Origin of the sequence: Pontibacter roseus DSM 17521 (assembly GCF_000373265.1) — a bacterium.
In the GTDB taxonomy this organism is placed as follows: domain Bacteria; phylum Bacteroidota; class Bacteroidia; order Cytophagales; family Hymenobacteraceae; genus Pontibacter; species Pontibacter roseus.
In genome coordinates, this window is record NZ_KB890762.1 from 653876 (window position 1) to 676419 (window position 22544).

At 53.7% G+C, this 22544-nt stretch carries 15 protein-coding genes; 7 read left to right on the forward strand and 8 right to left on the reverse strand.

Features of this window, described 5'->3' with window-relative positions; all coding sequences use genetic code 11:
• Positions 1-183 precede the first annotated feature (183 nt).
• Complete coding sequence (locus B051_RS0109415) at positions 184-2262, forward strand: alpha-ketoacid dehydrogenase subunit alpha/beta (protein WP_018477950.1); 2079 nt, start codon at positions 184-186, stop codon at positions 2260-2262.
• 82 nt (positions 2263-2344) lie between these two features.
• On the opposite strand, the gene tamL is transcribed toward B051_RS0109415, so the two are convergent.
• Entirely contained in the window at positions 2345-4783 is a 2439-nt protein-coding gene (gene tamL, locus B051_RS0109420) for a translocation and assembly module lipoprotein TamL (protein WP_018477951.1), read from the reverse strand.
• A gap of 13 nt (positions 4784-4796) precedes the next feature.
• Between tamL and B051_RS0109425 the strand changes: the two genes are divergently transcribed.
• Positions 4797-5549 (forward strand): TrmH family RNA methyltransferase, encoded by a 753-nt coding sequence (locus tag B051_RS0109425; RefSeq protein WP_018477952.1) that lies wholly within the window; start codon positions 4797-4799, stop codon positions 5547-5549.
• A 45-nt stretch (positions 5550-5594) separates the two neighbouring features.
• On the opposite strand, the gene B051_RS0109430 is transcribed toward B051_RS0109425, so the two are convergent.
• From B051_RS0109430 to B051_RS0109440, 3 genes are read right to left on the reverse strand one after another with little or no spacing between them, the layout of a single operon-like run.
• The gene (locus B051_RS0109430; RefSeq protein ID WP_018477953.1) at positions 5595-6722 is read right to left on the reverse strand and encodes an outer membrane beta-barrel protein; all 1128 of its coding nucleotides are present in this window, start codon (positions 6720-6722) and stop codon (positions 5595-5597) included.
• Between the two features lie 11 nt (positions 6723-6733).
• Positions 6734-7603 carry a hypothetical protein gene (locus B051_RS0109435; RefSeq protein ID WP_018477954.1) on the reverse strand — a complete coding sequence of 290 codons (870 nt, stop codon included), beginning with the start codon at positions 7601-7603 and terminating at the stop codon, positions 6734-6736.
• Between the two features lie 15 nt (positions 7604-7618).
• Positions 7619-8152, reverse strand: a complete 534-nt coding sequence (locus tag B051_RS0109440; RefSeq protein ID WP_018477955.1) for an RNA polymerase sigma factor — start codon at positions 8150-8152, stop codon at positions 7619-7621.
• Between the two features lie 259 nt (positions 8153-8411).
• Between B051_RS0109440 and B051_RS0109445 the strand changes: the two genes are divergently transcribed.
• The 3 genes from B051_RS0109445 to B051_RS0109455 all read left to right on the forward strand — a co-directional run bounded on the left by B051_RS0109445 (position 8412) and on the right by B051_RS0109455 (position 14419).
• A complete protein-coding gene (locus B051_RS0109445) occupies positions 8412-8735 on the forward strand; it encodes a DUF6660 family protein (protein ID WP_322786342.1) in 324 nt (107 codons plus the stop codon).
• 112 nt (positions 8736-8847) lie between these two features.
• Positions 8848-13245, forward strand: coding sequence for a CusA/CzcA family heavy metal efflux RND transporter (locus B051_RS0109450; protein WP_018477957.1), 4398 nt, complete (start codon positions 8848-8850; stop codon positions 13243-13245).
• A gap of 1 nt (position 13246) precedes the next feature.
• On the forward strand, positions 13247-14419 hold the full coding sequence (locus B051_RS0109455) for an efflux RND transporter periplasmic adaptor subunit (RefSeq protein ID WP_018477958.1): 1173 nt from the start codon (positions 13247-13249) through the stop codon (positions 14417-14419).
• A 183-nt stretch (positions 14420-14602) separates the two neighbouring features.
• Here the strand turns inward: B051_RS0109455 and B051_RS0109460 are convergent, their stop codons facing one another.
• A complete protein-coding gene (locus B051_RS0109460) occupies positions 14603-15322 on the reverse strand; it encodes an arylesterase (protein WP_018477959.1) in 720 nt (239 codons plus the stop codon).
• 146 nt (positions 15323-15468) lie between these two features.
• Here B051_RS0109460 and B051_RS0109465 point away from each other — a divergent pair, with 146 nt between their 5' ends.
• Positions 15469-16188, forward strand: coding sequence for an ABC transporter ATP-binding protein (locus B051_RS0109465; protein WP_033316835.1), 720 nt, complete (start codon positions 15469-15471; stop codon positions 16186-16188).
• Between the two features lie 114 nt (positions 16189-16302).
• Positions 16303-18813, forward strand: coding sequence for an ABC transporter permease (locus B051_RS0109470; protein WP_051080658.1), 2511 nt, complete (start codon positions 16303-16305; stop codon positions 18811-18813).
• Between the two features lie 267 nt (positions 18814-19080).
• Here B051_RS0109470 and B051_RS0109475 read toward each other — a convergent pair whose 3' ends face one another.
• The 3 genes from B051_RS0109475 to B051_RS0109485 form a co-directional block, all read right to left on the reverse strand.
• A complete protein-coding gene (locus B051_RS0109475) occupies positions 19081-19443 on the reverse strand; it encodes a CoA-binding protein (protein ID WP_018477962.1) in 363 nt (120 codons plus the stop codon).
• A gap of 98 nt (positions 19444-19541) precedes the next feature.
• A complete protein-coding gene (locus B051_RS0109480) occupies positions 19542-21119 on the reverse strand; it encodes an NAD(P)/FAD-dependent oxidoreductase (RefSeq protein ID WP_018477963.1) in 1578 nt (525 codons plus the stop codon).
• Between the two features lie 198 nt (positions 21120-21317).
• Complete coding sequence (locus B051_RS0109485; protein WP_018477964.1) at positions 21318-22286, reverse strand: tryptophan 2,3-dioxygenase family protein; 969 nt, start codon at positions 22284-22286, stop codon at positions 21318-21320.
• Positions 22287-22544: the final 258 nt, after the last annotated feature.

Sequence of the window (22544 nt, forward strand, 5' to 3'; positions counted from 1 at the left end):
CATGTATGACACAAGACACCAGAATTTTGGCTCGCCGCTATACCTGGAAAACAAGGTATAGGGCTTTGGGCTCAAATTCAAACCACAAAATTACCAAATAAAGCCCGCTCTACCGAACCTTCTCCAGGATTTTAGAAGTAGGGCTTTATTTAGTATCTTCGGCCAATAACACAAGCGCAACCTATGTCCAAAGAACTGATGGAGGCCTTTAAGATTGACACAGCGATTCTTAAGAAAGCCTACCGCCTGATGATAACTGCCAAGACCATGGCAGACACCTACGAAGAAAACAAAACCATCTGCAGCAAGTACGTACACAGCACCTCACGGGGCCACGAAGCCATACAACTGGCGACGGCCTTCCAGCTGAAGCCCTACGACTATGCGGCCCTCTACTACCGCGACGACTCCATGTTGCTGGGTATCGGTATGCAGCCCTATGAGCTCATGCTGCAGCTGATGGCCAAGGCCGGCGACCCATTCTCGGGTGGCCGTACCTACTACGGTCATCCCTCGCTGCGCCGCGAAGGCTTCCCGACCATCCCACACCAAAGTTCCGCCACCGGTATGCAGGCCATTCCGGCAACAGGTATGGCACACGCCATCGCTTATTTTGAATCGCAGGGGCTGTCACAGCCTGAGGAGAAGCCGGTGGTGCTTTGCTCGCTGGGAGACGGGTCTGTGACGGAGGGCGAAGTGGCTGAGGCTTTCCAGATGGCGGTACTCAAGAACCTGCCCATCGTATACCTGGTACAGGACAACGATTGGGGCATATCGGCCACCGGCAAAGAGATGCGCGCCATGGATGCCTATGAATATGCAGCCGGCTTTAAAGGTATGGAGCGCCTCCGCGTGAACGGCTCCGACTTCGCTGAGTCATATGAGGGTATGCGCATCGCCTTTGAATATGCGCGGGAAGTACGAAAGCCCATTCTGGTACATGCCAAAGTGCCGCTGCTGGGCCACCATACCTCCGGCGTGCGCCGGGAGTGGTACCGGGGAAACAACCTGCAGGAGCACAGCGTGAACGACCCTATACCGAAACTACGCCAGGCGTTGCTGGAAGCGGATGTCACGTCTGAGGAAGTAGAATGGCTGGAGAATGAAGCCCGTAAGACGGTAGCCGAAGATTACCAGCGCGCCCTTGACGCACCCGTACCGGACCCCAGCACCTTCGACCAGCATGAGTTTGCCCCTACGCCAGTGACAGAGGAAACAGGTGAACGTAACCCCGCCGGTGCAGAGAAAACCATCATGGTAGACGCGGCGCTACATGCCGTGGACGACATCCTGCGCACCTATCCGGAAGCCTTGTTCTACGGCCAGGACGTAGGAGGGGAGCTAGGTGGTGTGTTCCGGGAAGCAGCCTTGCTAGCCAAGAAATATGGAGACTCGCGCGTGTTCAACACGCCCATCCAAGAAGCTTACATTGTGGGTTCTACAGCCGGTATGTCCGCGGTAGGAGCCAAGGCTATTGTGGAGATACAGTTCGCCGATTACATATGGCCTGCCATGAACCAGCTGGTAGAGGAGCTTTCCAAGAGCTGCTACCTGTCCATGGGTAAGTTCCCGGTGCAGTCGCTGATACGGGTACCCATTGGGGCCTACGGCGGGGGCGGGCCCTACCACTCTGGTAGCATTGAATCCACTTTGCTGACCATACGCGGCATCAAGGTAGTATACCCGAGCAACGCTGCCGATATGAAAGGACTGATGAAAGCTGCCTTCCTGGACCCCAACCCGGTTGTCATGCTGGAGCACAAAGGCCTTTACTGGTCTAAAGTCGCCGGTACGGATGACGCCAAAACCGTGGAGCCGGACGAGGATTACATCCTGCCACTGGGCAAAGCCAACATAGTGCAACAGGCCAGCGACGAAGCATTGCGAATGGGGAACAGCATGACGGTCATCACCTACGGTATGGGCGTCTACTGGGCCAAGGCCGCTTCCAGGAAGTTCAATGGCAGCGTGGAAATACTTGACTTGCGCACGCTCAACCCACTCGACTTCGAGGCGGTGGTAGCCTCTGTCCGCCGCCATGGTAAGGCTTTGGTACTGACAGAGGAGCCGTTGATGAACTCCTTCGCTGAGTCACTAGCCGGGCGTATCTCCAAAGAGTGTTTCCAGCAGCTCGATGCGCCGGTCTATACCTTGGGTGCCGCCAACCTGCCGGCCATACCGCTCAACGTGGAGTTGGAGAAGATGATGCTACCGAACCCCGACAAAGTAGCCGCGGCCATGGAGGAACTCCTGAACTATTAAATCAAATCAGGTATAGCAACAATAAAAAAAGCCCTGTCATAAGCGACAGGGCTTTTTTTATTGGGATTGAATGCTAACAAGGCTAGAATGGATAGCCAATGCCTATGTTCAGATTTGCCTGGTTGCTCAGCTTGAAGAACTCCGAAAAACGGAAATCCCGGATAACAAACTTGCTTCCGTCAGTGACTGCCGGGTCGTATACCTTGGTGGCGAAGTCAAACCGCAAAATCATCACTGAGAAGTCCAGGCGCAGTCCGAAGCCAGTACCCACGGCCAGCTCTTTGTAGAACCGGTTGAAGCTAAAGCCGGAGCCGGGTCTGTTGGTATCCTCACTCAGCAGCCATACGTTGCCGGCATCCAGGAAAAACGCCCCGTTCAGGAAACCCACCATATTAAACCGGTATTCGGCGCTTCCTTCCAGAATCACTTCTCCAGGCTGCTCGGGTTCCAGTTGGTTGTCTTCCGCTCCGTTTTCTATAAGCGTCTGGTATGAGCCGGGGCCGAGCCTGCGCGCGCGCCAGGCTCGCACACTCGAGGCGCCTCCCGCAAAAAAGTACTTGTCATAGGGAATGGCATTGGAGCCAAACAGGGGACTTGCCACCCCGGCATTCACCCGGTAAACAAAGTACTTCTGGCCACCCAAAGGGATGTAGCGCCTGTAGTCGGGGTTGAGTCGGGCGTACTGGTACTGCCTCAGATTGCCCACATTCGGCATGATTCCCAGCTTCGAGGTAAGACCTCCCACCTCTGTCAGCACACGCAGGTAGCGCGCATTGCGGGTCTGGTTGAAATCGTTGGTGTTGTAGATGATGTTCATCCCGATGAAGGAAATGAAGCCACTCTGGAAACTCTCGCTAAAGGAGCGGGTTCCGCCTTCTTCTTCCCCCGTGCTGATTCTGCCCAGGAAATCCTGAAAGGAGGAATCGATGCGGCCCACCTGAATCACATCAATGTTGATGGGAGAGAAGATGTACTGAACCGTTGGAGGCAACAAAGGGCGTGGGTACTTCTGCCAGATGTATTCCAGCGACGACTCGTACAGCGTGCGCTGAAATTCAGCCCTATCCACGTTGGTATAGCCTGTATAGATTCGGGTTCTCGGGTTGAAGTCCTGCAGCACATCCTTTCCGCCGAACGGTAGAAGAAACAACGGAAAAGACAGGGCCGCATCGCCGCCATATTCCCGAATCATAACCGTAGCGTCTGTGGTCAGGTTTATCTGGCCCTCCAGACCGCCTCGCACACCGATTTCCAGATTCTCGGCCCCGCCAAACACGTTGCGTATTTTGAGGCGGATACTGGAATACGGCCCCGGGCGTCGCTCGGTGAAGTTCATACCCAGCTCCGTTGTCTCTTGGAACTTCTTGGAGGGTACGGCATTGATGAAGGCGTTCAGCTGGTAGCCAGCGGCAAAATCGGTGGGATTGGTGACCTTATTGTAGCTCAGGTTGTTGAACTGGAACACATCCATCTCGGCCAGTCGCCTTTGGGTAAGCGAGGTGCGGAACTGGCTATACTTTTGCCCCGGGTATACTGACACTTTCTTGTCCAGCACCTTGGGTGAGAAGTTATGGTCATAGGCCACATACTTCACATTGTTGAAGAATACTGTATCCCGAGCAATGCCAAAGCGGTCAGCGTCAGTCTTGAAGTATACGTTGCGGATGGTATAGGCTTTGTGTGAGGTGCCATCCTCCGGGTCTTGAATCACAGTGCGCATCCGAACGGTATTGCCACCATAGCTGGTGTCAGGCTCAAACACGATGTAGGCCCGTGCAAAGTCAAAGTAGCCGTTGTGCCGGATCATCTCATACAGCCGGTCACGCTCAGCACTGATGACTTGCTCATCGTAAATGTCACCTACCTGCAGCAGCGACCGGTTCTCGTATCGCTTCACCACGGCCAACACCGAGTCATCCCGAATATTGTAGTCGAGGTGGCTGTAACGGTAAGGTTCGTTTTCGGCGATGTTGATGGTGATGTATACCTTCTTACCCTTTACTTGCTTTTCATAATCAGCCTCATGGTCAAAATAGCCTTTGGTGTTCAGGAAGATGTCTACCTGGTCCATCGTCTGCTCCATGAGGGTGGAGTCGTAAATGGCCGGGGGTTCACCTATACGCATCAGGAAATTGCCTTCCTCTTTTTTCTTGCGGTGGCGGGCAATGCGGCGGTCATACTTGTCCTGCTGGCGGCGCACCTTGGTTGAATCGGTTCCTGCCTCCCGCATTTTCTCGGCACGCCTTGCCCGCTGCTTCTCTATGCGCTCGTCAATCTTGGCCGGGCTGTAGAATTTCTTCCCAAAGTTGTATAGCGCCAGGTAGGGCGTGGAGCCCAGGAAGGTTCGGTTGGGCTGCTGCTGGTAGACAGCCTCAATAGCAGACGGTTCGATGTTCTGCAGCCCCATGGGTTGGATGCTCACCAGCAACTGCTCGTTCTCCGCCAGGTGCTTGGTGGGGACACAGGCCTGGAAACTTATAATTGTAATTACCAGCCCGAATATGTAAAATCGTGATCTCAAACGATTGTCAGCTATGTTGTCGAAAGCAGTTGTAAAGTACGCGAACTCTCTGCAAGTAAAAAAATACCGCAACCAACACCAAGCCTTTGTGGTGGAGGGTGCCAAAAGCGTGCTGGAGCTCCTGCAATCGGATTTTGAGCTGCAACATGTGTTCGTGACGGAGGAATTTTACCAGAAGCACGCCAAAGCATTCCCTAAAAGTACGCATTATGATGTGGTTACGGAGCAGGATTTAATCAAGGCCGGCACTTTTTCCAGCAACAATGCCGCGCTGGCCATCGCCCACATGCGGCGGTTACCCGAGCTGCGCTTTCAGCCTTCCGATTTCGCCATCGCCTTGGACGACATACGTGACCCGGGCAACCTGGGCACCATCATCCGCATCGCCGACTGGTATGGCATCAGCACCATCGTCTGCTCCGACACTTGCGCCGACTTCTACAACCCCAAAACCATCTCGGCGACCATGGGCTCCTTCACCCGCGTGAAGGCGTATTACCTGGACCTGGCGGATTGGCTTGGCGCGCAGGCAAAGGAGGTGGCCATCTACGGCGCCTCGCTCGAAGGTGACAACATCCACCGCATGCAACTGAAGCCACAAGGTATAGTCGTGATGGGGAATGAAGCCAACGGCCTCAGGCCCGAGGTGGCGCAACGCGTGAACCGACTGATAAAGATTCCGGCTTTCGGCAAGGCGGAATCCCTGAATGTGGCCACCGCTACGGCCATCATCATCGACAATTTCATGCGCACAGCCGGCTTGTAAACAGAAAAGGCCCCATCAGGGCCTTCTCTGCTCGTTCACATTTAATTAGTTTAACAGTCTGAAGCCGAAGCTGATGACGTTCACATCGGGACCGCGGTTGTCTTTGAACAAATCGTTCATGTTGTACTTCACGAACAGGTCCAGGTTGCCGTAGCCAATCACGCCGGTCAGGCCGTACTGGAAATCCGACAGGTTGTAGCTGCTGCGGATTTTGTCCTTCTGCGATTTGCCGCCTTCTTCATACTTGAGTTTGGCGTGCGCACCCAACCGATAACCGGCAAAACCACCAGCTCCTATCTTGAAGCCATCCTTGCCGTTCTGGCGCTTGAACTTGAGCATGGGCATGAGGGGAACATTCACCGAAGACATGGTCAATTTAGACTTGTCGTAGTCAATCTCGGTTTCGCGGCGGAAGTAGGTCACCTCGTTCACGTCTTCCTCAATCACGTAGTTGCGGTCGAACATGTAGTTGTTGAAGGCGAACTCAAGACCTGACACCAGGTAGAAGGGGCTGGTGCGGCCGCCAATCTGGGAGTTCAAGTGTGAGTTGAGGCTGACATAACGGGAGCCCATCGGCTTCAGGTCAGGCACCAGCTGGTCGTTCTTCTCAATAAAGTTGTTGAGGCCCAGGTCCACGTCAAAGTTAAAGCGGGTAGACTTGTAGGTGTCTTTCTTGGTATGGACACGGATGCTGTCGCGCTCTTCCCGGTTGGGCACATTCACGTCTACGCGGGTGTTGCCGTCTTTCTCCTCAATCTCCACATCTATCTTGAACTTCTTGTTGATGCGGATTTCGTGCTTTTCCTTGCTCACCTTGCCGTCCTGATCGGTTTCCTGCACCGTGATGGTGACTTGCTCCGGGTCGTCGGAGTCGCGGCCGAAGGTTACCGTTGTTTCCTTGGACTTGAGCTCCTTGTTGGCTTCATCCATCTTATCCACCTGGTCGACATACTTGTTGAGCACCCGCATGAGGGAGTCGAGGCTGTAGTTTTCGAAGGCCTTGAGCTGTTCGATGTTCTGCAGGTATAGCACCATTTTGGCGCCGTTGGCCATTTTGACGACAATGGTATCCTGCTGGCCGAGGCGCTGGCCGATGGTTTGTCCGCCTTTGGCAGACACACCGGTGACTGCGGCTATGATGATGGCCGTTACGAGAAGTAGTACTCTTTTCATGGTTTTAAAGGTTAGAGATTGATGACTTTGGATATTTTCTGTTTTCCGATTTGGGTTTCGAGTGCAATTTTGTCAGCGTTGATGCCGAGTTCCGAAAGCTCCACCCGCTCCCCGTTGGAGAGGTTGCGCACCTGCTTGAAGATGTTCTTGGCCAGCTTCTGCTTCTTCTCAAAGCCATTCGGCTCAGCTTCCTCCTCCGCTTGCTGCACCGCCACAGCGCGCTTGATGATGATTTCGACTGGTTGCGCATCCAGGTTAGAGTTGCCTGCCGATGCAAATGTTGCCGGAACAGGTTCTCCTGTGTTATAGTAGGAGCCCTTTTCAGCCTCCGCAGGTATAGCGGGTTTCTCTACCTTGGCGACCTGATGGCTGGAAGGTATAGGGGCCGCTTTCTGCTTTTTAGGTGCCGCCGCTAGTACATTTCTTTTGGTGGTTGCTGGTTTGGGTTCTGCTTTGGCCACTGTGTTTTGAGGTATGGCAACCGTGTTATCAGGTATAGGAGCGGGGGCAACGGGTTGCTCTGTCACCTCAGGTATAGCTACTGGCTCCGTGGCCTCGGCAATCGTCTGCTCCTGGGCTGGGTCTGCGATAACGAGCGGCTGCTCCGCCACCTGGCTGTTGTCATGGGCCATACCATCGAAGGGCACATTGTTGTGCTTCACGTTGTAGAACACGATGCCCACCGTCAGAAGCAGCGTGATGGCCGCCGCAATAGAGTAGGACAGCCACATATAGCCTGCTGGCTTGCGTTTTTCGGCTTCCTTTTCTGGCATTTCGGCTTCCATCCTGTCCTGGAGCCTGTTCCAGAGGTCAGCGGGCGGGGTAGGGGACGAAGGCCCCAGGCGCTCTTTGAATAGCTTGTCTATGTCTTCTGGTCTCATATGTACCTCCTTTTTTTAGCTAGCGACTGCTTCTTGTCCGGTCAGTCTTCGCTGCAGCATGGCACGTGCCTTGCTCAACTGCGATTTTGACGTCCCTTCCGTGATATTCAGCAAATCGGCTATTTCTTTATGGGAATATCCCTCTATCGCATACAGGTTGAAAACTGCCCTGTAGCCGGCAGGTAAAGTGCGCAACAACTCCAAAAGCTCTCCCTCGGCCAAGTCCTGATCAGCTCCCATACCTCCGGCCACTTGTACGTGGTCGTCCTCAATGGACAGGTATAGCGATTCCTTTTTCCGAAGAAACCCCAGGGCCTCGTTTACCATGATGCGTCTCACCCAACCCTCGAAGCTGCCTTTGCCCTCAAACCGATTTATGTTTTGGTAGATTTTCATAAACCCGTTGAGTAGAGCCTCTTCTGCGTCCATCTGGTTTTTGAGGTAACGCAGGCACACACCGTACATCGGCGAGGCGAAGCGCTCGTAAAGGCATTTCTGCGCTTTACTCTCGGCCTTCTGGCATCCTGCTATTAACTCCTGTTCCGTCACGCTGGGTAAAATTTTATCAAATCAATTTGCTTTCCTGGCCTTAGTGGGAGCTGTTTCGTTGCTCTTTACCCCTTAGATGCAGATACCCCATGGGGAGGTTGCCTAAGCAGGAATAAATTTGCGCTATTTTTTTCAGATGGGGTAGCTCTTCACGGTAATTTATTGACTGTCAGCTATATTTTATTCCATCTTTTTAAGAATAATTCTGAATTGCGGCTTCAGGAACCCGTTTCCATAATTATGGATTATATTTGTAGTGATGCGATTCGTGGCTATTTTCTTTTCTCTATACCTGTGCTGGATGGCTTGCCTGCCGTGCACGGATAAGATTATGGATACCCACGAACACCACCCGAGCATGACGGACGTAGCCGATACCACCGGCAGTTCCCCTTTTCATGACGACACTTGCCCGGTGTTCTGCGGCTGCGGCTGCTGCGCCACCTTCACCATTGCGATGGAGCCGGAGCTGATTGTGTTCCGCTTTCCCGTCGTTCCCCAAACCAAACCACTGGTATACCCTGAAATGAGCGAAATCAGAGTGGCCTCTGCCTGGTGGCACCCTCCACGGCTGGTAGCCTAACACTTCCTTGACGCGGCGTTGGCAGCCATACCTGGTTGTCAAGGCAGACCTGCATTCCACTGGCTGCCCAATTGCCGCATTTCCAATCAACCAAGTATAACCAAAGCTTACCATGTTCAATAGAATCATCGATTTTTCGATTCATAATAAACTGGTGGTGGGGCTGATGGTGCTCGTGCTTATCGTGTGGGGGACCTATTCCCTGACCCAGCTGCCCGTTGACGCCGTGCCCGACATCACCAACAACCAGGTACAGGTGGTTACCTCTTCGCCTACCCTGGCCGCACAGGAGGTGGAACGTTTTATCACTACACCTATCGAGATGGCCCTGGCCAATGTGCCGGATGTCGAGGAGATGCGCTCCGTTTCCCGCTTCGGACTATCCGTTATCACGGTCGTGTTCGACGATGATGTGGACCAGTACCTGGCCCGCCAGATGATAACAGAGCGGCTCGGAGACGCCAGCCGACAGATTCCCGAGCAGATGGGCACGCCTGAGTTGGCCCCTGTCACCACTGGCTTGGGCGAGATATACCAGTATGTGCTGGTACAGGACCCTGAAAGTCCAAAGAAATATGACGCCACCGAACTCCGAACCATACAGGATTGGATAGTACGCCGGCAACTGCTGGGCACACCTGGCGTAGCCGATGTGAGCAGCTACGGCGGCTTCCTCAAAGAGTATGAGGTAGCCGTGAACCCCAACAGTCTGCGTAGCATGAACCTAACAGTAGCGGACGTCATAGGGGCATTGGAGAAGAACAACGAGAGCACCGGTGCCGCCTACATTGAGAAAAACCAGAGTGCCTACTTTATCCGAGGTCTGGGGCAGGCAAATACGCTGGAGGACATCGAAAAGATTGTGGTGAGCAGCCGCGACGGCATGCCGGTGCTGGTGCGCGACGTGGCCCAAGTGCAGTACGGACATCCCGTCAGGTATGGCGCCCTCACCCGTAACACCGAAGGCGAAGTGGTAGGTGGCATTGTGCTGATGCTCAAAGGGGCAAATTCTTCGGAGGTCATCCAGAATGTGCAGGACAAAGTGGCGGAAATACAGGAATCGCTCCCGGAAGGAATCATCATCGAAGCCTACCTCGACCGTAGCGACTTGGTGGAAAAAGCCATCAACACAGTGGCAACCAACCTTATAGAAGGAGGCCTGATTGTGATATTCGTGCTGGTGCTGTTGTTAGGCAACCTGCGGGCGGGCCTGGTGGTTGCTTCGGTTATACCACTTTCTATGCTGTTCGCCTTAGGTATGATGAACGTGTTCGGGGTATCGGGTAACCTGATGAGCCTGGGCGCCATAGACTTTGGCCTGATAGTGGACGGAGCGGTGATTATCGTGGAAGGCGTACTGCACTTCATTGCAGTCAAGAACAAAAATCTCCCTCTGCGGCGACTGACCCAGCGGGAAATGGATTTGGAAGTAAAATCAGCCGCCTCCAGCATCATGAATTCCGCTGCTTTTGGTATGCTCATCATCCTAATCGTATACCTGCCCATCATGGCGCTGGTAGGTATAGAGGGCAAGATGTTCAAGCCGATGGCCCAAACCGTGAGCTTTGCCATCCTGGGAGCCTTCATCCTGTCCCTTACCTACGTGCCGATGGTGTCCACGCTGCTTCTGAGCAAGAAGACGAAGCACAAACCCAATATCTCGGACCGCATCATGGCGGCCATTGAGCGTGCTTACATGCCGATCATCCGCGTCGCATTGCGCAGCAAAGCACTGGTGGTAGGGGCAGCCGTGTTGCTGTTCGCTTTCAGTCTGTTGGTATTCAGCCGCATGGGCGGGGAGTTCCTGCCGGATTTGGAGGAAGGTGACTTTGCCATGGACCTGCGCCTGGTGCCGGGGGCTTCCCTAACCCAGACCATTGAAACTACCACCAAAGCCAGTGAGATTCTCCTGACGCAGTTTCCGGAGGTGACGGAGGTGATTGGCAAGATTGGAACAGCCGAAATCCCAACAGACCCGATGCCGATTGAAGCCGCCGACGTAATGATTCTGCTCAAGGATAAAGACGAGTGGACCAGCGCGAGTACCAGACAGGAACTCGCCGCCAAAATGGACGAGGCGCTCAAAGTGCTTCCAGGCGTAAATTACGGTTTCCAGCAGCCCATCCAGCTGCGCTTCAACGAATTGATGACAGGAGCGAGACAAGACGTAGCCATCAAAATTTTCGGGGAGGACCTCGACCAACTGTCTGATTTGGCAGACCAGGTAGACAGACTCATAGCTCCCGTTGCTGGTGTGCAGGACATCTATGTAGAGGAAGTGACGGGTCTGCCACAGATTGTGGTAGATTATAACAGGGCCCGCATGTCACAATACGGCCTGCAGGTGGCAGATGTGAATGCGGTGCTGCGTACTGCCTTCGCGGGACAGACGGCAGGTGCCATCTACGAAGGTGACCGTCGATTTGACTTGGTAGTTCGGATGGAAGGCACCGCCCGGCAAGACCTGAAAGACATTGAGAACCTGTTCATACCACTGCCAGGAGGTGGGCAGGTACCGATGCAACAGGTGGCTGACATCCGGTTTGAAGAAGGACCTATGCAGATTTCTAGAGAAGAAGGACGTCGGCGCATCGTGGTGGGTTTCAACGTGCGGGAACGTGATGTGGAGTCCATCGTTTCAGAAATACAGCAGAAGCTGAACCAGGAATTGCCCCTGCCGGTGGGATACTACATCACCTACGGTGGACAGTTTGAGAACCTGGTGGCCGCCAAACAGCGCCTCTCTGTGGCGGTGCCTGCCGCTTTGCTGCTTATCCTGGCGCTCCTCTATTTTACCTTTAACTCCGTAAAGCAAAGCCTGCTCATTTTCACCGCTATACCTTTGTCGGCCATCGGTGGTATCTTCGCCCTCTGGCTCCGCGACATGCCTTTCAGTATATCGGCCGGCGTTGGTTTCATCGCCTTGTTTGGTGTGGCCGTGTTGAACGGAATCGTGCTGATTGGCTACTTCAACCAGCTCAAGAAGGAAGGTATAGAAGATGTGTACGAACGGGTGCTGTTGGGAACAAGCGTGCGACTCCGGCCGGTTATCATGACTGCCTCCGTGGCTGCGCTGGGCTTCTTACCGATGGCACTTTCCGGGTCTGCCGGGGCCGAGGTGCAGCGCCCACTGGCTACAGTAGTGATTGGTGGCCTGTTCACCTCCACGCTGCTTACGCTGGTGGTACTGCCGGTGCTCTATTATATTTTCTCTTCCAAGGAAAAGCCTTCCAAAGAAGAACCAGTACGCAGGGCTGTACCGGCACACGTGATTGCCTGGTTCTTGCTTGGTGCAGGAACGTTGGACACTTATACCGCTCAGGCACAGGAGGCAAAGCAGCCGCTTTCGCTGCAGCAGAGTATCGAATATGCCAAGACGAACAACCTAGGACTGAAGAGCGCGCAGTACAGTGTGGAGCGGGAACAGGCCCTACGTGGTGCGGCCACCGATTTGCCCAAGACCAACATAAACTACAGTCGCGGACAAATCAGCACCATGAACCAGGATGAGTACATATCCGCTTCCCAGCAATTCGCCTTCCCGACGGTATACCGTGACCAGGCAAAGCTGGCGGATGCCACCATCCAACAGGCGGAGGCCCAGAAGCACATTGTGGAGCGGGAACTGGTACGGGATGTGAAGCTGGCCTGGTACCTAATGCAGTACCACAACGAGCGCCTGCAACTGCTGCAACAGCAGGACAGCCTGTATGGTCGCTTCACGCGTGCCGCCACCATTCGTTTTAAAACAGGTGAGACAGGCTACCTGGAGCAGGCCACGGCTGAGACCCGCAGCCTGGCTATGCGTACTGAGCTCCAACAGGCACAGGCAGACTTGCAGATAGTTGAGCGTCGCCTGAGACAGCTGCTGCAGGCGCAAGAACCGCTGGCTTTCAATCTGGAGGAGTTGACGAAACGTGAGCTGAAGGTGCTGACTGATAGCACTGCGGCCTCAGCCAATCCTTATGCTGCCTTCCTGCAGAGCGAACTCAACCTGGCCCAGCGTCAGAAAAAACTGGAGCAATCGCGTATTCTGCCTGACTTTACGGTGGGCTACTTCAACCAGACCTTTAAAGGCGAGACTCCCCGAGACACCCCGGGCAGGGTGTATACCTCCAGCGACCGCTTCACAGGTATAGAGGCAGGTATAGCCATACCCCTGTGGTTCGGTGCGCAGAAGTCCCGTATCAAGGCGGCAAAACTGAATGAGGAGGCGGTGAAGAACCAGGTGACCTACCAGCAGCAGCTATTGCTGACTGAACTGCAGAACCTGACGCAGGAACTGCAGAAGCACAGTACGACGCTCTCCTTCTTCGAACAGGGCGCCCTAAAGCAGGCCGACCGATTGTCCAAAGCCGCTGAACTCAGCTTCCGTACCGGCGACATCGACTACGTGGAGTATGTGCAGGCGCTTGACCAGGCCTATCAGCTTAAGACGAATTACCTCAACGCCCTGAGGGATTACAACCAAACCATCATCAGCTTAGAATTCACAGCAGGAATCGAATAACATGACAGTATCAACCATAAGAATCATCGCCCTTTGCGGTCTCCTCAGCTTGTTTGGCTGCTCCGAGCAAGAGCAGGCTAAACAGCCAGAGGCCGCCACGGCAGAACCAGCCGCCACCACGTCGCCCTTTGTGGTAGCCTTTTCGGCGGAACAGCAGAAAGTAAGCGGCATCGAACTCGGCTCCATCCAGAACCACAGCCTTTCGGCACGGGTGCCGGCTAACGGCCAGCTTCAACTGCCGCCCCAGAACATAGCCAGTATCAACCCGTTAATGGGCGGCGTGGTGCGCAGCATACCTGTCAAAGAAGGGGACTACGTGCAGAAGGGGAAAGTCCTGGCCACCATCCAGAACCCGGAGCTCATCAAATTGCAGGAGGAGTACCTGACCACTCGGAACCAGCTGCGCTTTGCGGAGCAGGACTATGAGCGGCAGCGCACCTTGAATGAGGAACAGGTAGGTTCCCGCAAGCGGTTTGAACAATCTGAATCTGATGTGAAAGTGCAACGCGCGCGCCTACAGGCCTTGCAAACGCACCTAACCGCTATGGGCGTTTCGCCCAAAAACGTAGAAGCGGGAAGAATCACCTCTACCTTGTCCATCACAGCCCCTATCAGCGGTTATGTGCAGGGCATCGATGTGAACATGGGCAGCTACGCACAGCCAGGCCAGCAGATGTTCCAGTTGGTGGACAATTCCCACCTGCACCTGGAACTGAATGTCTTTGAGAAGGACTTTGGAAAGATGGAGAAAGGGCAGAAGGTGCTCTTCACGCTTCCTAACGTGGCAAGCGAGCCGCTAGAAGCAGAAGTATTCGCGCTTGGGAAAGCTTTTGAAGGAGACTCGCGTATGGTAATGGTACACGCTGAGTTGGAGAACAATAAAAACGCGAAGCTGCTGCCAGGCATGTACGTGAACGCCCAGATACTGGCAGGAAGACAGGAACTGCCGTCCCTGCCCGAGGAAGCGGTGGTTCGCTACAAGGGCAAGCACTATGTTTTTGTGAAGGAAGGGCCGAGCACCTTCCGGATGGAAGAGGTAGAGACCGGTGTAGCCGAAGAAGGCTTTACGGAAGTCAGGCCTATTAAAGAATTGCCACAGGATGCACAGGTGGTGACGAAGGGCGCGTATTACATTCTGGCCGAGAAGATGAAATCGGAAGTGGCCGAGGATTAAGCTCTGGCAATAAAACTGCCTAAAATAAAACAGCACCGGTCCACAAGTGAGCCGGTGCTGTTATTATGTGAAAGGATTTATTCGTAAATAAACTTTCAACTTTTAGCCGTTCTTTTATACGGCTATTAGATTGTGTAGGGTTACAAACTTTTGAAAATAATTTACTTTTTCAAAAAATAAGGGTTAGGAGGCTCTGTTGGCTACCAGAATCGGCTCTAGCACGGTCCAGACATTATCAGCTAAAATCCTTTGCCCTTCTATGGTAGGATGTATGCCATCGCCTTGGTTCAGTGCCCGTTCTCCGGCAACGCCCTCCAGCAGGAATGGAATCAAAGCTACCTCCTTGTCTTTGGCCAAGCGCGTGTATACCTCCTGGAATTCCTTGGTAAACCGCTGCCCCATGCTCGGTGGCATCTGCATACCTGCCAGAATAATCTCCGCTTCAGGGTTCTTCTCCCGCACCTTGTCAATGATTGTAGCCAGGTTGTCGTAGGTCGAGGCCGGGTCTATACCTCTCAAGCCGTCATTCGCTCCCAGTTCAAGTACAAAAACATCAATCGGCTGTTTCAAAAGCCAGTCAATGCGGCTTTTCCCGCCAGCGGATGTCTCTCCGCTCAAACCTGCATTCACTGCTTTGTAAGGGAGCCCCAGCGAGTCTATGCGCGCCTGCAGCAAGGCGGGAAAAGCCTGGTCGGGCTCCAATCCGTATCCTGCCGTAAGGCTGTTGCCAAAAAATACAATGGTCTTGGTGCGTTCGGTTTTGGTGTTCTCACCCGCCACAGTGGCCTGGGCGCCTGCTTCCTGCTCGGCCTGCACGCGTTCCGTTGTGCCGGCCTGCTCGCAGCCGGAGGCAAGCAGCAACAGGGACAGGAGCAGGGAGATAAGCTTGCTATTTTTCTTCATGTATGTGATTTTTTCCTAAATTTAGTCTTAACGTATGTAAAACCTATAACGTCCTGTATTAGTTATTAGGTTCGGGGCGCAGCAACCGGCTCCAGACAGTGAAACAGGTGCTGGCCCTTTCGTCCATCAAACCAAACACAAACAGCGTGTCTACTATACTCGAAATAAACAACCTACGCAAAACCTACGACAGTGGCGACCGCCACCTGACGGTGCTGGAAGGCATCAATTTCAAACTCCAGGCGGGCGACACCTGCTCCATCGTGGGCCCCTCCGGGAGCGGCAAGACCACTTTGCTTGGCCTATGCGCCGGCCTTGACCGCGCCAGTAGCGGCTCCGTCATCCTAAACGGTGTTACCCTCGACAACCTCAGTGAGGACAAACGGGCACAGGTTCGAAATCAGTACGTTGGCTTTATCTTTCAGAACTTTCAGCTAATACCTACACTCACGGCACTGGAGAACGTAATGGTGCCGCTGGAGCTGCGGGGCGAACGCAACGTGCAGCAACAGGCAATGGAACTGTTGGCCAGGGTAGGGCTGGCAGAAAGGCATGACCATTACCCGACGCAGCTTTCAGGAGGAGAGCAGCAGCGCGTGTCACTCGCACGGGCCTTCTCAAACAGACCCACCATTCTCTTTGCAGATGAGCCCACCGGCAACCTGGACGAGGAGACAGGCGAGAAGGTAGAGCGGCTGCTCTTCGACCTCAACCGTGAGGCGGGCACCACCCTGGTACTGGTGACGCACGACCTGGAACTGGCCGAGAAAACACAGCGCATCATCCGCATCAAAGGGGGGCACGTTGTATCTGACACGGGAGCCCCGGAAATCGTGCAGCAGCAGAACGGAGCCCCACAGCTGTAGCTATACCTTACATCAATACATCAAGTTAACCTTCTTAACTTCAAGTATACCTTGCCTGAACAAGACCTTCAATCAGATAAAAAACCTAAACTGAACATACCCTGGCTGCTCAAGATGGCCTGGCGCGATACGCGCCGAAGCCGTGGCAAACTGGTGCTGTTCCTTTCGTCCATTGTGCTGGGTATAGCCGCCCTGGTGGCCATTAACTCTTTCCGCGATAGCCTGCAGGTAGCCATAGATGACAAAGCAAGAACGCTGATAGGGGCAGATTTTGTGATGGGCATGAACAAAGAGCCCGACTCCCTGTCCATGGCGCTGATAGACTCAGTCAAGACGCTGGGGGAGCGCTCCGATGAGAACCGCATGCTCTCCATGGTCTATTTTGTGAAAACCAATGCCACCCGCCTTGTGCAGGTGCGGGCTCTGGAGGGTGGCTTTCCTTATTTCGGGTCCATTGAAACAGAACCGGCAGCGGCGAGCCGCACCTTCCGGGAAGACAGACGCGCCTTAGTAGACTACAACCTGATGTTGCAGTACGAGGCCAAACCCGGAGATTCCATTCGGGTGGGAAACCTGACTTTTGCCATTGAAGGAGCGCTCCACCGCATACCTGGACAGACAGCCATGACGGCCGCCGTAGCGCCTGTGGTGTACATCCCACGACAGTACCTGCCGGAAACGGGCCTGGTGCAGCGAGGCAGCCGCGTCTCCTATTACTATTACTATGACTTGGATAATAGTGTCCAGCCTGACACGCTGGGCAGCCGTCTGGAATCGCGTATGGAGGAATATGGCCTCTTCTACGACACTGTGGAAACCCGGAAGCAGAGCATGGGGCGCTCCTATGACGAATTGGCCCGTTTTCTGGCGCTCGTCGGCTTTGTGGCGCTTTTGTTGGGTTGTGTGGGAGTAGCCAGTGCCGTGCACGTATACATGCGGGACAAATTGGCTACCATTGGCATTTTGCGTTGCCTGGGCATGAGCGGGAAACGGGCCTTTCTGGTATACCTGTTCCAGGTGATGGGTATGGGCTTACTGGGAGGACTGGCAGGCGCCGCCTTGGGTAGTGTGGTCCAACTACTGCTTCCCAAGTTGTTCCAATCCTTCCTGCCGGTGCAAGTAGAGGCCTATTTCTCATTCACGGCGGCGGCACAGGGCATTATGTTAGGTGTGATTGTGTCGGTGCTGTTTGCCTTGCTGCCGTTGCTCAGCATCCGGCAGGTATCGCCGCTCATCACCTTGCGGGCCAGTATTGAACATTTAACGAACCAGAAAGACCCGTTACGCTGGTCCGTTTATGGTTTGATTCTCGCTTTCATTCTCGTGTTTTCACGGTGGCAAATGGGCACTTGGTGGCAGGCGCTGGCGTTTACAGGTGGGGTGATTGCCGCTTTCCTGGTCTTGGCGCTGCTCGCAAAAGGCCTTTCTTGGACGGTGAAACGCTATTTCCCAAAGCACTGGGGCTACGTGTGGCGCCAAGGATTGGCGAACCTATACCGCCCGAACAACCAAACTTTGCTGCTCATGGTCTCCATCGGGCTTGGTACAGCGCTGATTGGCACGCTTTACATGGTGCAGCGGACACTCCTGAGCGAGGTATCCATTGCAGGCAGCGAAGACCAGCCTAATCTGGTACTATTCGACATCCAGAATTCGCAGCGCGATCAGGTGGCGGAGCTAACGAAAGAACAAGGCCTTCCTATCCTATACTTCGACCCGATTGTGACGGTGCGGCTGGAGCAGATAAAGCAACTGACCCTAGCCGATGTCCGCAAAGACACAACTCTGGATATCGGCCCTAGGAACTTCACCCGCGAGTACAGGGTGACCTACCGCGACCACCTCAGCGACTCAGAAGAAACAGAAAGCGGAACCTGGAGCGAGAACCAATACCAAGAGGGGGAGCTGGTGCCGGTGTCGCTGGAAGAAGGTTATGCGGAGCGAATCAAGGTGCAGGTAGGGGATTCACTCATCTTCAATGTGCAGGGAGCTTCTATACCTGCCCGAGTAGCCCACCTGCGTCGCGTGGACTGGAATCGCGTCCAGACCAACTTCCAGGTGCTCTTTCCGAAAGGCGTGCTGGAGGAGGCGCCGCAGTTCCATGTGCTCATGACCCGGAGCGACAATGAGCAACAGGCGGCCCAGTTCCAGCGGCGTGTAGTGGAGACCTTTCCGAACGTTTCGGCCATAGGCCTCGATTTGATTCTGCGCACACTGGATGAGGTTGTAAGCCAGATTTCGTTCGTCATCCAGTTCATGGCCCTTTTCAGCATTTTCACGGGCTTGCTGGTGCTGGTGGGTTCGGTAAACGTAAGTAAATTTCAGCGAGTGCAGGAAAGCGTGCTGCTGCGTACTTTAGGGGCTAACAAAAAACAGATTTTGGGTATAACCTTCATGGAGTACCTCCTGTTGGGCATCCTAGCCGCGGCAACCGGCTGTGTCATTGCTTTTGGAGCCGCTTGGGCTCTGGCCGTCTATAGCTTCGAGATGGAATTTGTGCCGGTACTCTGGCCGATGGTCGTCATCTTCGCGCTAGTCGTGCTGCTCACTGTGGCCGTGGGGCTTTTGAACAGCCGGGGTATTCTCAACAGACCACCGCTGGAGGTGCTCCGCCGCGAAGCATAATCCTTCTAAAACAAATTTTAAAACCAAAAGAGGTATAGCTTCGCCGGCTATACCTCTTTTGGTTTTTTTGCTCTGTTGTAAAGTGGCTCATATGCTATACCTGCTAGGGAATGCGAAACAGATATAAAATAAAAAAGGGATCTCTTGAAAGATCCCTTTTCCCTAAATAAACATAGACAACCAATGCCATCTGTTTATTTTGATTATACTAGCTTATACGACCCAGGCATGCACAGGTTTAGGTCTATCTGAAATATTTTAAAAATTTTAGTAGGTATCAGAAGCCAGCATCACGAGGGTACAATGGTGCAGCGTCTCGATGTTGGCATCTTCCGCCATCTGCTCTAGTTCCCTGTTCTCAGTACCTGGATTGAAGATGATGCGCTTGGGCTTGAGCGACAGGATGTAGTCATACCAGGAGGGCTGATTCTGTGGGCCTACGTACAGCGTCACGGTATCAACCCCTTCAATCGTCTGTTCCTTGTCCGTGATGATGGCTTGACCGCCTACTTCCCCTTTTCTAATGCCCACTGGCACCACCTCATGGCCGTTCTGCTGCAGTTTATGTATGGCTTTGTAGGCAAACCGGGATGGGTTATCCGTGGCGCCTAATACGAGTGTCTTTTTCATAGCTTTATTCAATGATTGGTAATTCAAGCTTATTTAACAGGCGCTTTACCTAAAACGTTACAAAGCAAGGCAGTATGAGTTGAATGCTATGCCTGTTCTTACACCACCCGCTTTACCTTGGCGGCAATCATCTCGGCGCAGCGCTCACCGTCCATGGCCGCCGACACAATGCCTCCGGCATAGCCTGCGCCCTCGCCACAAGGGTATAGGTTCCGGATTTGCACATGCTCCAGCGTCTCCCGGTCACGTGGAATCCGGACAGGGGAGGAGGTACGGCTCTCCACACCTATAATCTGCGCCTCGTTGGTCAGGTAGCCGCGCATTTTGGCTCCGAAAGCTTTAAAACCTTCCCGCAACCGATAGGCCATGGCTGTTGAGAACAGTTTATTCATGTCCACAGGAGTGAGGCCTGGCTGGTAGGAAGTTTCCAGCAATTGACCGCCTGTTTTGCCCTGTGTGAAGTCGAACAGGAGTTGAGCCGGGGCTTTCTGGGTGCCGCCAGCCATGTCACAGGCTTTACGCTCCAGCGCCTCTTGCATCCGAAGGCCGGCCAAAGGACCGTATTTGTCGAGCTCCAAATCCTCCAGCTCGATGGCCACCACAATGCCTGAGTTGGCAAAGCGGGAGTCGCGGCGGCTAGGCGACATACCATTGACCACCACCTCGCCTGGCGCGGTGGCCGAGGGAACGATAAACCCGCCCGGGCACATGCAGAACGAGAAGATGCCCCGTTGCTTCTTATCGTATACCGTCTGGTGCACCAGCGAATAGGAGGAGGCCGGAAGCCAGCAGCCACGGTCCTCGCACTTATACTGTATTTTGTCAATCAGGCGCTGCTGGTGCTCCACACGTACGCCCATGGCAAAGGGCTTGGCCTCAATAGTGACACCTTTCTGATGAAGCAACTCAAAAATATCACGGGCGCTGTGGCCGGTAGCCAAAATGACGCCCTCGCCGACATACTCCTGCCCATCCTGCGTCACCACGCCCTTCATCACGCCCTGCTCTACTATGAAATCCGACACCCGCTTATCGAACAGCACCTCGCCTCCGGCGGCTATCACCGCTTCACGAATATTGGAAATAATGACAGGCAGTTTGTTTGTACCGATGTGCGGATGGGCATCAAATAGAATGTCTTTTGTGGCGCCATGCTGCACGAAAATCTCCAGTATACGCTGCACATCGCCCCGCTTCTTGGAACGGGTATAGAGTTTTCCGTCGGAATAGGTGCCGGCGCCGCCTTCCCCGAAACAGTAATTGGAATCGGGGTTTACGATGTGCTCCTTGTTGATGGCTGCCAGGTCGCGGCGGCGGGAACGCACGTCTTTGCCGCGCTCCAGCACGATGGGCTTCAGTCCCAATTCGATGCAACGCAGGGCAGCAAACAGTCCAGCCGGACCGGCGCCCACTATAATTACTTTTTTGGATTGGCTTACGTCCGGGTAGGTATACCGGTTCAAATGGATATCGGCAGGAGGGGTGTCCAGGTATAGGTCAGCTCTGATGCGGAGTTGCACCTGCCGCCCGCGCGCATCAATGGAGCGCTTGATTCTATGGATGTACTTGACATCTTCCGGTTGTACGCCGGCACTTTTGATGAGCTCACGCTCCAGCAGGTCGTTGTCATACGCCACTTCAGGCGACAACACCACTTCAATCTCTTTCTTTCTCATTCACAACAGGTAAGGTAGTTAACCTTAAACTTTTAATTTCTATTGATGGGTAATTGTAGATTGTCTGTTCAACATGTTTAAGTCGGTTGTAGTTCTGTTCATCGGGTGAAAAGATTGGGCCTATATTTCAAAAGAAAATTAGCCTACCTATACCTCAAATCTATACCTGAACCATTCAACTGATTGTATACTCCAAACTTATATATCCCCATTCAGCACTTTCTCAACCCAGCCTTTTCCCCAGTTCTGCAGCTCTTCCTCCGACCAAAGTTCCGGGTAGAAGATGCGTTTCTGGAACTTGGGAGGCAGGTACTTTTGCCAGTTGGTGCCGCCTGTGGCCGCAATCACCTCCGGGTCGCGTTGCAGGTAGCGCACCGCTGATTTGTAGTGCATCAGGGGCCAGTTCACGTTCACGTTGCTGTCCAGTTCGCGCATTTGCCGGATTAGCCGTGGGTTTTGCTGTGCCTCTTCTGGCAGGCGCTTGTACACGCTCCAAACGTTTTTGTGTTCATACTCCCGTGCGAACTGAATCAGCTGTGGCGTATACTTCTCTTCAAAACGTATCAAGGTGAGTGTCTTAGAGCCGGAGGATACCTCGGTAGCGCCCTCTTTCCAGTAGATGCATCCCATCATCTCCTCGTGCGTACTTTGCAAACCAAGCGCCTTGCGTTTCTCTTTGTCGGTGAGGTTGCGCAATTCTGTGGAAGCAATTTCTATCATGCGGTACTGCACAGACTGGAAACCACTCGCCGGCATCAGTGCCATACGGAACTGCAGGAACTGCTTCGGGTCCATACCGTCCACCATCACATCGAAGGAGTCAATCAGGTTATCGAAGTAGCGGTTGATGCGCTTCAGGCGTTTCATCAACACATCGGCCGTAATCTCCTTGTCCTCACCAATTTGTCGGTACTCCTCCAGGCAAAGCTTGAAGTAAAGCTCCGTAATCTGGTGATACATGATGAAAATCTTCTCATCCGGTATGGAGGTACGCGGGTTCTGAAGGCTCAACAGGGTGTCCAGGTGAATGTAATCCCAGTAGTTGAGGTAGTCTGTGTAGTACAGGCCTTCCAGGTAAGCCGCCAAATCCTGACCGAGGGGCACGTATTTGGCCTCCAATCTCCTGAGTTGCTCCAGTACTTCCGGCTTAAACGCTTGTTGCTCCATGGTGTACAAATGCTTGGTGATGTCAGATGCTGCAAAAAGTTGACACAAAGTAACTAAAACTATCCATCAGAAGTCCTAGCCGCAGCAGAAATTTGGCGCTCCCTATGGTTAAACGCAATCACCATGGATTACGCTGCCGAAAGCCAGGCAACCATCCCTGCAGTCTGTTCATCTCATCATTGTTAGGTATACCTGCAAAGGCAAGGTGTTGTAACACAGCCTTGATGGAGGCAAATAGAGGCGACACGCTAATAGGTA